The organism is Cytobacillus stercorigallinarum, from assembly GCF_014836495.1.
Classification (GTDB): domain Bacteria; phylum Bacillota; class Bacilli; order Bacillales; family Cytobacillaceae; genus Cytobacillus; species Cytobacillus stercorigallinarum.
Genome location: NZ_JACSQT010000003.1, coordinates 118,948 through 133,699 on the forward strand (window position 1 = coordinate 118,948; position 14,752 = coordinate 133,699).

Below are 14,752 nucleotides of genomic sequence, written 5' to 3' on the forward strand. Positions count from 1 at the left end.
GTTCATCATCCTTCCGCCTTCAGTTCAAGAATTAGATCACGAAGCTCTGCCGCACGTTCGAAATTTAAATCCTTCGCTGCAGTCTTCATCTCTTTCTCCATATCCGCTATTAATTTTTGACGTTCTTTTTTATTTAATTGACTTAATTTATCAGCACTATTATACTCTTCTGGCGTTTCCGCAGCTTGTGTCGCTCTAATCACATCACGAATTTCTTTTTGTATTGTCTGTGGCGTGATACCATGTTTTGTGTTGTAGTCTTCTTGGATGCTACGACGGCGTTCCGTTTCGCTTATAGCCTTTGTCATCGAGTCTGTCATTCGGTCCGCATACATGATTACTTGACCATTCGCATTACGAGCAGCCCGCCCAATCGTTTGAATCAGTGAACGTTCTGAACGTAAAAATCCTTCTTTGTCGGCATCAAGTATCGCTACGAGTGATACTTCCGGAATATCAAGCCCTTCTCGCAATAAATTAATACCTATTAACACATCATAGGTACCCATACGAAGCTCCCTAATAATCTCAATTCGCTCAAGGGTTTTTACTTCGGAATGTAGGTATTGAACCTTCATACCAATTTCCTTTAAATAATCCGTTAAATCCTCAGACATTTTTTTCGTTAAAGTTGTTATGAGTACACGTTCATTTTTCTCAATTCTGTCATTAATTTCACCAATTAAATCATCAATTTGACCCTCTATCGGTCGGACATCAATAATCGGATCTAACAGTCCTGTAGGTCTAATGATTTGTTCAATCATTTCAGGCGTGTGTTCTAATTCATATGGACCTGGAGTTGCAGATACATATACGATCTGGTTAATATGATCTTCAAACTCAGAAAAAGTAAGAGGACGGTTATCCATTGCCGAAGGAAGACGAAAACCATGTTCTACTAACACATTCTTACGAGCTTGGTCACCATTATACATCCCTCTTATTTGCGGCAATGTCACATGAGATTCATCAATAACAAGTAAGAAGTCCTTTGGAAAGTAGTCAAGTAAAGTATAGGGAGTCGAACCAGCCGGACGAAGAGTTAAATGGCGGGAGTAGTTTTCAATCCCTGAACAAAAACCCATCTCTCTCATCATTTCTAGATCATATCGTGTTCTTTGTTCTAAACGTTGCGCTTGTAATAAATGTCCTTCTTCATGTAAGTTAGCCAGTCTTTCTTCTAATTCTTTTTCAATATTTTCGACGGCTACACGCATTTTTTCTTCTCGCGTAACGAAGTGAGATGCCGGGAATATGGCTACATGATCACGGTCACCTAAAATTTCACCGGTCAAAGCATCGACTTCACGAATCCGATCAATTTCATCTCCAAAAAACTCTACACGTAAACAATGCTCATCTTTCGAAGCAGGGAATATCTCTACAACATCACCACGTACACGAAATGTCCCACGTATAAAGTTCATATCATTGCGCTCGTATTGTATGTCGACTAGTTTCCTTAATAATTGATTGCGCTCAATTTCCAATCCCGTTCTCAAGCTTAAAACAAGTTCTCTATATTCCTCCGGGGATCCTAAACCATAGATACAAGAAACACTAGCGATGATGATTACATCGTTTCTTTCAAATAATGAGGAGGTAGCTGAATGGCGGAGCTTATCAATTTCATCATTAATACTTGCATCTTTCTCAATAAATGTATCAGTGGATGGAACATATGCTTCCGGTTGATAATAGTCATAGTAACTAACAAAATACTCCACCGCATTATTAGGAAAGAACTCTTTAAATTCACTATATAATTGTCCTGCTAACGTCTTATTATGAGCAATCACTAAAGTGGGCTTATTCACTTCTTTAATGACATTAGAAACCGTGAACGTTTTCCCAGTTCCAGTTGCACCTAGTAATGTTTGATGCTTTTTCCCTTCTTGAATCCCATTTACAAGCTCTTTAATCGCTGCAGGTTGATCACCCTGTGGGGAATATTTTGAAACTAACTCAAATGTTTGTTCCACATCAGAAACCTCCTCTATGTAAAAAGTAAAGCATGTTTAATCATTATTACATTCCGATTTTCTATATCCTCATTCTACCACAAATTCTCTTATCTAAACCACAAAAAAGCGAACAAATATTCGATTATCGTTCGACAAAGAGATTGAAAGATGGCTAGGATGAAAATAAAAGGGTACGAAGGTAAAAAGAACTTTCATTATTTTGAAACTTTACCCTATATATAATCGTCTTTTGTTATATGGTGAAATTGACGAGGTGATTATTTGTTTGGCTTTATTTTTATATTTGCATGGCTAACCGTTTTTATTTATGCCCTAAAAACCATTAAAGATTATATAAACAGTAATGATGAGGAAAAAGCGTATGAAAAAGACTTCGTCATTAAAATAGTTGGAGCCGTATGCCTATCAGGGCTTTTCGTTATAGCAGAAATACTTCGCCTTGCAAACTTAGGCTTCGCTGAGATGAAGTGGCTGTTTCTCTCTACATTTCTACTAGTATTGATTGTCATTTACGCCTTTTTCACCTACAGAATACTCTTTTCTAAAAACACCTTTGACCGTAACAAAGAAGATTATACATTTAGTTATAAATATCGAAAATGGCTTATCCCTATTTATTTTCTATTCCCCATTGGTGTAATTAGTATTGTAATTTGGGTTAGCTAACTGCGATTTTCTTCTACATAAACGAGCAATCATATTAGTTTTAAGTCCGTATTAAGGTGTATTTAGTAAATATGAACATATAATTTAACGAACTGTACTTATTCAAAAGTTATAAGAGCAAATCATGTCTGTCCTCTTAAACCCTCCTACTAATTCAACAACGTCCTCAACAATCAATTTATGTACCTTTCTTCTTATAAAACTAAACACTTTGCCCTAAAAAGTAAGTAGAACCCCAATACACGCTGATGGGGTTCTACTTACTTTACTTATTTATATGTCTGCTGGATGCGGACCCTTTTGAGCTTCCATCTCTTTCGCCATTTTCCTTGCTTTTATAAATTGGACACCGCTTAATACAATGGTTTTACCTACGGCATATGTTGGTACAGCAAGTAACATACCTAATATACCAGCTAAGTTTCCTGCTACCAATAAGATAATAATGATTGTTGCTGGATGGGTATTTAATGTTTTTCCTAAAATTAAAGGAGAAATTAAATTACCTTCTAATTGTTGAGCAGCGACAATGACTAATAATGCTAAAATCGCCATCGTAGGTGATTCAAATAGTCCAACAATAACCGCCGGTGCACCACCAATAAATGGTCCAACATAAGGAATAATATTCGTTACTGAAATAATTAATGCCAATACAATTGCGTATGGTAGGTCAATGATTAAGAAACCGATAAAAGAGGCCGTCCCGACGAATAATGCGACAGTAATCTGACCTTGGATATAAGAAGAAAGTGTTTTACCTGTTTCTTTTAAAGTATCAATTGCTTCGGCACGATAGCTTTTTGGAACGAATTTCCCTAGTGCAGGGGGGAACTTCTCCCCGTCTTTTAGCATAAAGAACAATAGGAATGGTACGGTAATAATCGTTATGGCAATATTTGCTACTAATCCGACTAAATCGCTGAGGCCATTCGTTATCCTTTGCGGAAGTTGATTGGCGTAATCAATTAAATAACCCATTATTTCTTCTTGTGTTACATAATCTTGATTCATTAACCAGCGAAAACCCTCAGATTGCGAGAAGTTGTTAAAGAACTGCTCTGTTTGTTTAACATAAGTAGGTAGTTGATTTAATAAACCAGCCAATTGGGCTGAAATTTTTGGTACAAAAATACTAAAGACAAGTACGAGCAACCCAGCAACGATTGCAAATAATAAGATGATCGATAATATCTTAGGTATTTTTGCTTTTTGAATTAAATGCACAAATGGATTTAAAATGAAGAATAAAAACCCTGAGATAATAATAGGGAAGAACAACGTGGAAAAAAAGATTCCAATCGGTTCAAATAAAAAAGAGATTTTTGAAGCTACTAAAATGACGGACAAAATAATTAGAATTTGAAGAGACCAGTACTGGAATTTCTTCTTGTTCACATTCTCACCTTTTCCCAAAAATAAATTTTTCTCTATAGACTACACTTTCATTTGTAGTTCCCTTTTTCACAAAAAGGAAAACCACTAGAACTTTATTTGTATGTATTATTGTAATGCATCCCCCACAAAATGTCGCCTCATAAGGATATTTTCCGTGAATATTTTTCGACAAATATTTCCTTTTGGTTATTTTAACCAACATCAATCACTTATATAATCAGCCACGTGTTAAGGAAATCTCATTATCCATTCAGACCACCGCATCAGCATTAAATAGGATTATCCACGTCCTACTGGGATTATTTTCTTCTGATTAATTAGTCAATCGTTGTAACGGTTCTTCCCAAAGGCTTCTTTTCGGGGGAGTTGGAGTGATTTTAGAATTAGGGTATTTAGAACTTTGAGATGCACGCGCAAACTTAATTTGCTCCGCTATCTTTGTCGTTTTTTACTGTGATGTACAATCCACTTTTGCTCAGTCTATTTTGCAGGTTTCCCCCAGCACTCTACTCCTGAGTTAGACGCAAAATCGCTTGGTATTCTGCTTATATTGATATTTTGCTCAATATCTAAAAAAAGGCATTTTAGGAGTCTCCCTAAAATACCTTTTTAAAGCATGGTTATTGTTGACCTTTTTGAATCCATTCAGCAACAGTTGCAGTACGTTTAGCTTGATGTTTAACTGCTGCTTCATTATCTTCAACGATCTTGCCATCTTGTCCTTGGGTTGAACTTGCGCCGTAAGGATTTCCTCCACCAGCAAAAATGCTTGGGTCAGTGAAGCCTGGTGCGGCAACAATTGCTCCCCAATGGAACATGGTTGTATAGAATGAAAGAAGGGTTGCTTCTTGACCACCGTGAGGATTAGAAGCAGAGCTCATTGCACTCACTACTTTATTCGCAAGTTTGCCTTGTGCCCAAAGTCCACCAGCAGTATCAATAAAAGCTTGCACTTGTGAAGCAATGTTACCAAAACGAGTTGGGAAACTAAAAACAATCGCGTCTGCCCATTCAAGGTCGGCAAGTGTAACTTCTGGTACATCTTTCGTAGCATCCGCATTGGCACGCCATGCAGGATTAGAATCGATGGCTGCCTCAGGCGCTGTTTCAGGAATCTTTAACAATTTCACTTCAGCGCCGGCTTCTTTTGCCCCTTGTTCTGCCCACTGTGCCATTTGGTAGTTCGTACCTGTTGAACTATAATAAATCACTGCTAATTTAATACTCATCTGAATAGAATCCTCCTTGATATCTCATATACATCTATATTGTTTCTATTCCTTCCAACACTATGCATTAAACTTATCTTAATGTTTTTAATGCACCGCTCCATGCTAGCACTTGATCAAGCATCATTTTCATATTTGCTTGGTGCAAGTCCTGAGGCTTAAATTCATTACCATTTACGAAATCAGTAAAAAGTGAAAGTGTTGGATGTGTGCGCACATCTGCGACTTGTAACTCGCCTAAAATGCCACGAAGATGTTCCGCCGCACGAGCACCACCAGTAGATCCATAACTAACAATACCCGCTGCTTTATTCGCCCATTGATCGCGAGCAAAGTCGATCGCATTTTTTAAAGCACCACTAATACTATGGTTGTATTCCTGTACAATAAACACAAAGCCATCCATACTATCTAGCTTATCTCCCCATGCTGCAATACCAGGCTCTGTGCCATCTGTTGTACCAAGGAACGGTAGTTGAAAGTCAGCAATATCAATAATTTCGTAATTTGCATCCCCACGTGCATCAGCTATTTCTTTCACCCATTGGCCTACTTGTGGGCTTACGCGACCTTCTCTTGTGCTTCCTAAAATAATACCGATATTTAATTTTTCCATTTTCATTTCCTCCTCAGGATGTTGTTTATTTTTCTTGAATAATTTATTTAAAAAGCTCATGTTGCCTCTCCCCATTTCTTAGATGCTGGCTTTATACCATTGTGCTGCTTCTTCAACTTCTTTGAATGAAAGCTGATGCCCCATATGTTCCCAATGAAGGTGGACATCGGCTCCCGCATTTTCTAATAAACGCTTTAACTCTTCGGATTCTTCTGGTGAACAAATTGGATCATTCGTCCCTGCGCCAATGAATACTTTTTTGCCTGTTAAATCAGGCAATTCTATCCCTCTTCTCGGTACCATTGGATGATGCAAGATTGCTGCTTTCACAGCGTCTTTATAATGGAACATCATGCTGGCCGCAATATTAGCACCATTTGAATATCCTAATGCAACGATATTCTGACGGTCAAAACCATATTTTTCAGCTGCTTCATCTAAAAATTGATAAAGCTCTTTCGTACGGAAGATTAAGTCCTCCTCATCAAAAACCCCTTCTGCTAACCTTCTAAAAAAGCGTGGCATCCCATTTTCAAGAACATTACCTCGGACGCTTAGCACGGATGCACCCTCGTCAATTTTGCTAGCTAACGGGAGAAGGTCAAGCTCATTTCCTCCTGTTCCATGAAGTAATAATAGGGTTTGTTTTGATGCGTCACTACCCTTTTCAAAAATATGTTTCATGTATATCCCCTCCATTATTTCGGTCGAACAATTGTAAATACTTCTCCTACTTTCGCATAATCGTTTCCAGCCAAGCGACTGATTGCCCCTAATTTTTCAGCGTTGATTTTGCCTGCTTCATAAATTTCATCATTAAAATGGAAGTAGACAACTTTACCGATAAGTAGGTCAGCATTCCCTTCAAGTTCTATATGATGAGCAAGCTGACATTCCATCCTCACTTTTGCTTTCACGATTCCTGGTACATTAACAACTGTACTCGAAGTTGTCTCTAATCCATTTAGCTCTAATTCATCCACATCTGGTGAGAGAGTAGCCGCTGTTTCATTAATGTGCGTAACATTCGACTCATCAACAAGATGGACGACAAACTCCTTCGTATCACTTACATTTTTAGCAGTATCTTTCATCTCACCTGCTCTTCTTGCTACAGAAACAGCAATCATCGGCGGATTAGAAGATACGATATTAAAGAAACTGAACGGTGCACCATTCATTACAGAAGCAGTTGATTGTGAAGTGACAAAGGCAATCGGTCTCGGGATAATACTTCCGATCAATAACTTGTAATTCTCCCTCTCGGTTTGCGTGGCCGGATCAATACTTACCATTGCTTTCATCCTCCTTTTCAATCACACTTCTCTCACATCAATCGGGATTAATCTTCTCTGTAATTGTCCACGGTATTTTTCATATTGCTCTGGAAGCATTAATTCTGTTCCCATCGTTTCCTGACTTTCATCATGAGCAAAGCCTGGCGGATCAGTAGCAATTTCAAAAAGAATATCGCCATATTCTCTGAAGTAAATCGCGTTAAAGTAATTTCTGTCTTGCACCGGTGTGACACCATAACCAAAGCTTTCAATATATTTTTTCCAATCTAATTGGTCAGCATCATCTGCTGCACGCCATGCAATGTGGTGGACTGTTCCGACACCCATTCTTCCTTTTCCTGAGCTTGTTAACTTCACATCAACAATATTGCCAATATCGCTTTTTGATTGATATCTGACGAATGCTCCTTCTTCAGCCACTTTTGTTAAACCCATTGTTTCAAGTAGCTCACCTGTTTTCCCACCATTGCTAGAATAAAGAACGGCCCCGGCAAAACCTTTAATCGCCACTTCTTTAGAAATTCCATTAAATGTCCAAGTATTCTCTTCCCCAGCTTCTCTTTCAACAAGCTCTAAATGTAAGCCATGTGGGTCATCGAAGCTTAGTACTTGTTCACCAAAGCGCATTTGTTTTTCAAAAGAAATCCCTCTACTCGTTAAACGTTCCTCCCAAAAAGGAAGTGCGCCAGATGGAACAGCATAAGCAGTAATACCCACTTGCCCGTCACCAATGATGCTAGGATAAGCATCTGCCCAAGGGAAGAAAGTAATAATTGTACCTGGTTTACCTCTCTCATCACCGAAATAAAGGTGATACGTTCCCGGGTCATCAAAGTTAACTGTTTTTTTAACAAGACGTAAACCTAAAATTCCAGCATAAAAATCTACATTTTCCTGTGGATGGCCGACAATCGCTGTAATGTGATGAATCCCCATTGTTTGTTTTTCCATTTTGAACATCCTTTCATGTCTCTAACCTTCAAGTATCTCGAAATTGAGATATTAGGTGTGAGTTAATTTATTTTGTGTTATTTTATGAAGAATATCAATTACTAATTGTTGTTCTTCTTCGGTTGTTTGTTGAAATAAGGTTGAAATCTCTTCTTTTAAGAATGGACTGATCACATCCATTAATTCCTTACCTGCATTTGTTATCGTTACAAAAACAACCCGTCGATCCTCTTTGCAATCACTTCTAGATAAATAACCCTTTTCTTGCAGGCGGTCAATCACATAAGTCATACTGCCGCTCGTTAACCAAACTCTTTTACTAATTTGCTGTACGGATTGTCGCCCCTTTTGATGCAGGACTTGAAGTACAGAATACTCTGTTAAGGTGAGCTTATATTTGTTTAACCAGTCTTTCATCTGATCTTGCATATATCTGTTAGTTTGCATTAAGCAAGCGAATGAATCTAATGTCGTCTTATGAACCATTTTCATCGCCTCACTTTTTATCTTTAATTTAATTATCTTGAATATGAGATAATAATATCTCGAATTCAAACTAATGTCAATCCTATTTTGAACTTTTTTATTTTCTCGTTCATTTAAGGGCCGCATGTTTTTCATCACGTTCAGGGGCTTCAGTAGATTGTAACCCTTTTAATTAGAAGAGATAGAGGGTGTATTTAATTTAATGGTGGGAGTTATTTAGCTCACTTTGTGTTGCATATATTTGGCTTGTTATCTTTATTTGTATTGTTTATTTCGTTTACGTTGCTTATTTTTTGGATGTTTGCTCTGTTTGCTTCGGTTCTTTTGTTACGTTGCTCATCTTTACGAGGCTTGCTCTATTTGCTTTGGTTTCTTCTTTTGCATTGCTCATTTTTATGAGGCTCGATCTATTTGCTTTGCTTTCTTCTTTTACGTTGCTCATTTTCCCGAGGCTTGCTCTGTTTGCTTTGCTTTCTTCTTTTACGTTGCTCATTTTTACGAGGCTCGATCTGTTTGCTTTGCTTTCTCCTTTTACGTTGCTAATCTTTCCGATACTTGATCTATTTGCCTTGTTTTCTCTTTTTCCGTTGCTCATTTTTCCAAGGCTTGCTCTGTTTGCTTTGTTTTCTCTTGTTAAGTTGCTCATCTTTCTAAGACTTGCTCTATTTGCTTTACTTTCTCTTTTTACGTTGCTCATTTTTCCGAGGCTCGATCTGTTTGCTTTGCTTTCTCCTTTTACGTTGCTCATCTTTACGAGGCTCGATCTGTTTGCATTGCTTTCTCTTTTTACGTTGCTCATTTTTCCAAGGCTTGCTCTATTTGCTTTGCTTTCTCCTTTTGCGTTGCTCATCTTTACGAGGCTTGCTATGTTTGCTTTGTTTTCTCCTTTTGCGTTGCTCATTTTTCCAAGGCTTGCTCTGTTTGCATTGCTTTCTCTTTTTACGTTGCTCATTTTTCCGAGGCTTGCTTTGTTTGCTTTGCTTTCTCCTTTTGCGTTGCTCATTTTTCCGAGACTTGCTCTATTTGCTTTGCTTTCTCCTTTTGCGTTGCTCATTCTTCCGAGGCTCGATCTGTTTGCTTTGCTTTCTCCTTTTACGTTGCTCACCTTTCCGAGGCTCAACCTATTTGCTTTGTTTTCTCCCTTTACCGGTCGATCATACTCAAGACGCTTGCTTTATCATCTATGATTAACTATATCTGCAATAATGGATCCACTTCAAAATTATAAACGGTCTAATTATTTCATACTCATCGCGCCCCAATATTGCCGTTCAGTAATTCAAAATTAGTCCCACTCGTACTCATGATAAAGGACATATGCTTTTCTCAACCTTAAAAAACCGATTGCCCCATAGAGACAACCGGTAAAGATGTTAAACTGCTTGGTGATTTTTCTTAAATTCGTCTTTAATAAAGAGAATTCCTAATTCATGATGATCTGTTTTATAAAGTGCTCTTTGGACAAAGCGATTTTCATTATTGATATCAATGACTTCAAGTTTGCAATGAGCTGCATTTTTTTGCAATGCTTGATAAAATCCCTTTTCATCATTCACTTGCAAACCATTCACTTTAAGAACGGTCTCTCCTACTTTTAATCCCATTTTGTCTGCTGGAGAATGAGGAACAACACCAATGATCATTAGGCCTTCATTCTTTTTAGCAAAGTAAAACGCTGCCTTTGCATCCACAGAGCGTTGGCGATAATTTAACCACTCTCTCCCTACGATTGCTAGTACCGGTATCGCTAAGCTTACTATTGGATAAACAAATGCACCACTGGCAATAAAGAGCAACAACGCACCAAAGAAAATGACTTTTTTCCCATAAGCCGCGACGGCTATAGCTGGAAATTTGCTTTGGATTTGTTGTTGAAAACCAATAGCGAAAGGAACAGCTACTAAAGCATACGATTGATCTCCAATTGAAAATAATGGCCACCATGTTGCATCCAAACTAAGGGCATCACCAGGTATTAATAAAAACAGTGGTAAAAGCCACATTCTTTTTGCTTCATGCATGCCCACAATCTGACCACGGCGACTCTTCATAAGTCTTGGTGACGTCCCTTTTGGACCATTGATTGTGATCATTATTCCTTCAGCAACTACAAGTAAGGCAATGATTATTGCGACAGCTGGCAAAAAATACACTGCGCCCTCCACTTGTGATGAGATGAAAGCAGGCAGCGGCCAGTTCTGTTCTAATGCAAAGAAAGTCAGAATAAAACCAATGCTTACCGTATAAGCAGGTGTAGCCCATCTTGCTTTTGGAGTCAGCATCAAGATGATTGTTGCAGCGGTTGCAAAAACAAGTAACTCAACAGGAACAGTTAAACCAGCTATTACGATAATTAGTGAAAGAGAAACACCGAGAATGAGTCCTAAAGGCAATAATTGCTTCAGCTCAAAATAGGCATTTTCAGCACGGACTAAAAAATGCTGTCTTTCCCTGTTGACTCGTTGTATACCGTAATAAGCAGCTGCTAGAAATACTAAATAAAAGACCGGGTTTAGAAATAACCTTCCTAACCCCTTCAATAACTCTATTGCCCAAGCCTCAGCCAAGCTTCCCACCAACCTCTACCATTAATCTAATCTATTAATCTGACTATATTCTACCAAATATCCCTCTAAAAACATAGCCAACCCATTGTCTTCTTCCTTTTTGTAACAAACCATTTCCAAAATACAAGTGAGAAAACCTCTAGTGCTTCTATTTAATTTTTTTGAAGTAGGGGGAAATTCTAAAGGCAAGGAGAAAGATTTCTCGCCTGGCATTTGGTTCTGCGTTTATTTCCGGGTTGTGATTTGAATGATGTGTAACCATTTTTGCATAGCTTCATTATCAATTTCCCTTGTGACGTGCAAAACCGTTTTTCGAAAGCGAAGATATCTTTATGGCTTTTTTTGCATTCTCCCCAACCCTCCCTTTACCCGTCGGAACATTTCGAAACAACAACCTCATATTAAAAACCGAACAAACATTGAGTTTGTCCGGTTTTGATTTCAATCAAACCAATCGTTATTGGTTTGCCATAATACGCAAGCCTGTTTGTAATTGCATATCATTGTCCTGATCATTTCTTTGCTTAATGACTTCTTTTTCAAGAGATTCGGCTGTTTTTTCATCAATTTGTCCGTTTGCTTTTAGGCCCGCTGCATGTTGAAACGCTCTAACTGCTGTTGCCGTAGCGGCACTAAAATAGCCATCCTCTCGGCCAGGTTCATAACCTAAGGTTTTTAAAATAAATTGCGCATTCTTCACTTGATCATTATTCATGTCCGTTTTTAACGTTTTCTCGACTTGGATGGGGTGAGTCTCATACAGTTCAGATTGTTTTACTTCATAGGTAGGTTCCACCCCTTTTTTATGAATCCAATTCCCATCAGGTGTAAGCCATTTATATAAGGTCAATTTAATATTACTTCCATCCCCCATTGGAACAGGTTGCTGAACGGTTCCTTTACCAAATGTTTGGGTACCAATTAGCGGATAATCGCCTGCTTCTTTCAGGCCTGCTGCTAAAATTTCTGATGCTGAAGCACTGCCCTTATCAATAAGGACGCCGATTGGATACGACTTCTTCTCTTCTAATGGAGAAAAACTCATGATTCTTTCACCATTTCTTTGTTCTATCTGCACATATGGTTTCTCCTTCGTAACCAACTCTTCCAATATTTCGTCAACTACTTTTAGTAGTCCACCAGGGTTATTTCGTACATCAATTAACAAACTATCCATTTCCTTTTCTTCTAGATCCTTGAGAGCAATCTTAAACTCCTTAGCTGTATCCGTAGCAAAAGAAGTAATTTCAACATAGCCAACTTTTTCATTGTCATGCGTTAACAGCTCTGAATTGACTGTAATATGAGGTATTTCCGCACGGACAATTTCTATTTCTAACGGGTTTTGCATGCCTTCTCTCTTAATGGTCAGTTTGACTTTTGTGCCTTTTTTTCCTTTTATCTTTAATGTCGCTTGCAATAAATTAAACCCTTCAACACTTTCATCATCAATTTTGATGATTTGGTCATTTGGTTTTAAACCAGCTTGCTCTGCTGGTGAATTTTTGACTGGAGAGACAATAATGATCTTACCATCTACTAAACTAACTTCGGCCCCAATCCCTTCAAATGAGGAATCGAGTGTTTCACTAAATTGTTTTGCTGTACTTTCATCCATATAAACGGAATAATCATCGTTTAATGTGGATAGCATCCCTTGAATCGCGCCTTCTGTTAACTTATGTGCATCTACTTCTTCAACATAATTTTTGTAAATGAGCTGATAGGCAGCGTTCATTTTCTCCAAATCAGATGCTAGCTGTTGACTACCTTCTTCTTCTTCTAACTGTTTTGTTTGCGATATATTGAACTTTAATTGAAAGCCTGCATAGGAACCTATCACGCCTACAAGTAATGATATGACCATTAATATAACTACTTTCTTTTTGCCCACTTAACCGCCGTCCCTTCTTTATGTAACTGTGGCTCTTTAACCAATATATGAATGAATAGGACGAGTTATGATTAGGAAATTGTTTCACTACAAAGGTCTTTCCTGTTCTTAAAAAAGCAACAAGAGTCTTCAAATATCCAAAATAGTGAAAAATGACTCTTTTCTACCTCGATAAAGGTATCAAAAGAGTCATTTTATGTTAAAATTGTTTTATATATCGTACAATGGGTAAAAAAAAAGAGAAGCTTTAAAAGCTCCTCTCTTACAATGGTACAACGCCAACCGGGTTAATTGCATTAGATTTCGATTGGTTCCAACCACCTTTATGCAGTTCAAAGTGTAAATGTTGTCCTGTTGATTGTCCTGTGTTACCCATTAGGCCAATTTGTTGACCTTGTGAAACTGTTTGGCCATTACTTACAGATCTTGAGCCACTTCTCATATGTGCATAAACCGTTGTATACGTTTGCCCATTAATAGAATGTGCAATAAATACGACTTCACCATAGCTTGATGAATGGTAAGATTGAATGACAACACCATCAGCCGCGGCATAAATAGGTACTGTTCCTGCTGCTGCTAAATCAATTCCAGCATGGTAAGAGCCCCATCGTTGTCCTAAACCTGAAGTTAATACACCTGCTGAAGGACGAATCCAATCTCCACTTGACGGAGGTGGTGTTTGTACTTGTTCTTGTCCACCACTTGATTCTGAAGAACTATCGGAACCACTGTTGCCTGAACTATTAGTCGCTCCAGTTTCTTGTTTTGCTGATTTGGCTGGCGCTTCAGCTGCTTTTTTCGCTTCTGCCTGTCTTGCGAGTTCAGCTTGTTTCGCTTCTTCAGCTTTTCGTGCTTCTTCAGCTTGGCGGTCTTTCTCTGCTTGTATCGCTTTTTCAATCGCTTTCTCTTGAGCGGCTAATAATTCTTTTTCTTCTTCACCACTTATTTTCTCAGCATGATGATGATCTTCTTCTTCTTTTAAGATTGTAATAAGATTAGCCTTCTCTTTTTTCTGGTTATCCAGATTTGCTTTCATTTTTTCTAATTCTTTACGCATACCTTCAAGCGAAGCTAAATCTTCTTTTACTTTTGCTTGTTTTTGTTCTAAAGATTTCTTATCTTCTTCTTGCTGTCTTACAATCTCTTGGTCAGCTTCAACAATTGTCGCAACTGCTCCAACTCGTCCAATAAAATCACTGAAACTTTGTGCGCCAAGTAATACGTCTATGTAATTAACAGTTCCACCTGATTCTTGCATCGAACGGGCTCGGTCTTTTAAAAGTTCGTTTCTTTGTTTAATACGTTCTTTTAAATCTTCAATTTCTTGTTCTAGCTTTTTAATTTCTGCTTTCTTAGCTTCAATCTCTTTGTTTTTCTCATCTATTTGCGCTTCTGCATCAGAGATTTCTTTCGTTAATCTTTCAACAGCTGCTTTAGCATCCTCTTGCTCGCCTACTAATCTCTCAATCTCTTTTTGAGACTTATTAATTTGCGAATCAATATTAGATTTCTCCTTCTTAAGCTCTTCACTTTGACTTTCTAAATCCCCAAGCTTATCGGCGAAAACATTCGTTGGCATTGTTGCCGTAACCGTTCCAACACTCATCATTGCGGCTAAAGATAATGTAACAATCTTTTTCTTCAATTTTATTTCCC

At 38.0% G+C, this 14,752-nt stretch carries 13 protein-coding genes; 1 reads left to right on the forward strand and 12 read right to left on the reverse strand.

The window, feature by feature from the left end; all coding sequences use genetic code 11:
• Nucleotides 1-5: 5 nt before the first annotated feature.
• Nucleotides 6-1,985, reverse strand: coding sequence for an excinuclease ABC subunit UvrB (gene uvrB / locus H9655_RS08480; protein ID WP_191812917.1), 1,980 nt, complete (start codon nucleotides 1,983-1,985; stop codon nucleotides 6-8).
• A 264-nt stretch (nucleotides 1,986-2,249) separates the two neighbouring features.
• On the opposite strand from uvrB, the gene H9655_RS08485 reads away from it, so the two are divergent.
• Nucleotides 2,250-2,654 (forward strand): hypothetical protein, encoded by a 405-nt coding sequence (locus H9655_RS08485; RefSeq protein WP_191812919.1) that lies wholly within the window; start codon nucleotides 2,250-2,252, stop codon nucleotides 2,652-2,654.
• A gap of 273 nt (nucleotides 2,655-2,927) precedes the next feature.
• Here the strand turns inward: H9655_RS08485 and H9655_RS08490 are convergent, their stop codons facing one another.
• The 11 genes from H9655_RS08490 to H9655_RS08540 form a co-directional block, all read right to left on the reverse strand.
• Nucleotides 2,928-4,052 carry an AI-2E family transporter gene (locus H9655_RS08490; protein ID WP_191812921.1) on the reverse strand — a complete coding sequence of 375 codons (1,125 nt, stop codon included), beginning with the start codon at nucleotides 4,050-4,052 and terminating at the stop codon, nucleotides 2,928-2,930.
• Between the two features lie 620 nt (nucleotides 4,053-4,672).
• Nucleotides 4,673-5,281, reverse strand: a complete 609-nt coding sequence (wrbA, locus tag H9655_RS08495) for an NAD(P)H:quinone oxidoreductase (RefSeq protein WP_191812923.1) — start codon at nucleotides 5,279-5,281, stop codon at nucleotides 4,673-4,675.
• 73 nt (nucleotides 5,282-5,354) lie between these two features.
• Nucleotides 5,355-5,957: an NADPH-dependent FMN reductase gene (locus H9655_RS08500; RefSeq protein WP_191812926.1), complete on the reverse strand. Its 603-nt coding sequence runs from the start codon at nucleotides 5,955-5,957 to the stop codon at nucleotides 5,355-5,357.
• An 18-nt stretch (nucleotides 5,958-5,975) separates the two neighbouring features.
• Entirely contained in the window at nucleotides 5,976-6,581 is a 606-nt protein-coding gene (locus H9655_RS08505; RefSeq protein WP_191812928.1) for an alpha/beta hydrolase, read from the reverse strand.
• Nucleotides 6,582-6,595: 14 nt separating this feature from the next.
• Nucleotides 6,596-7,192, reverse strand: a complete 597-nt coding sequence (locus H9655_RS08510; RefSeq protein WP_191812930.1) for a flavin reductase family protein — start codon at nucleotides 7,190-7,192, stop codon at nucleotides 6,596-6,598.
• 21 nt (nucleotides 7,193-7,213) lie between these two features.
• Nucleotides 7,214-8,155: a ring-cleaving dioxygenase gene (locus tag H9655_RS08515; RefSeq protein WP_191812932.1), complete on the reverse strand. Its 942-nt coding sequence runs from the start codon at nucleotides 8,153-8,155 to the stop codon at nucleotides 7,214-7,216.
• A gap of 42 nt (nucleotides 8,156-8,197) precedes the next feature.
• On the reverse strand, nucleotides 8,198-8,632 hold the full coding sequence (locus H9655_RS08520) for a MarR family winged helix-turn-helix transcriptional regulator (RefSeq protein WP_191812934.1): 435 nt from the start codon (nucleotides 8,630-8,632) through the stop codon (nucleotides 8,198-8,200).
• A gap of 286 nt (nucleotides 8,633-8,918) precedes the next feature.
• The gene (locus H9655_RS08525) at nucleotides 8,919-9,737 is read right to left on the reverse strand and encodes a hypothetical protein (RefSeq protein ID WP_191812936.1); all 819 of its coding nucleotides are present in this window, start codon (nucleotides 9,735-9,737) and stop codon (nucleotides 8,919-8,921) included.
• A 268-nt stretch (nucleotides 9,738-10,005) separates the two neighbouring features.
• A complete protein-coding gene (locus tag H9655_RS08530) occupies nucleotides 10,006-11,208 on the reverse strand; it encodes a PDZ domain-containing protein (RefSeq protein ID WP_404826082.1) in 1,203 nt (400 codons plus the stop codon).
• Nucleotides 11,209-11,656: 448 nt separating this feature from the next.
• Nucleotides 11,657-13,093 (reverse strand): S41 family peptidase, encoded by a 1,437-nt coding sequence (locus H9655_RS08535; RefSeq protein WP_191812940.1) that lies wholly within the window; start codon nucleotides 13,091-13,093, stop codon nucleotides 11,657-11,659.
• Between the two features lie 262 nt (nucleotides 13,094-13,355).
• Complete coding sequence (locus H9655_RS08540; RefSeq protein ID WP_191812942.1) at nucleotides 13,356-14,741, reverse strand: murein hydrolase activator EnvC family protein; 1,386 nt, start codon at nucleotides 14,739-14,741, stop codon at nucleotides 13,356-13,358.
• Nucleotides 14,742-14,752 lie beyond the last annotated feature (11 nt).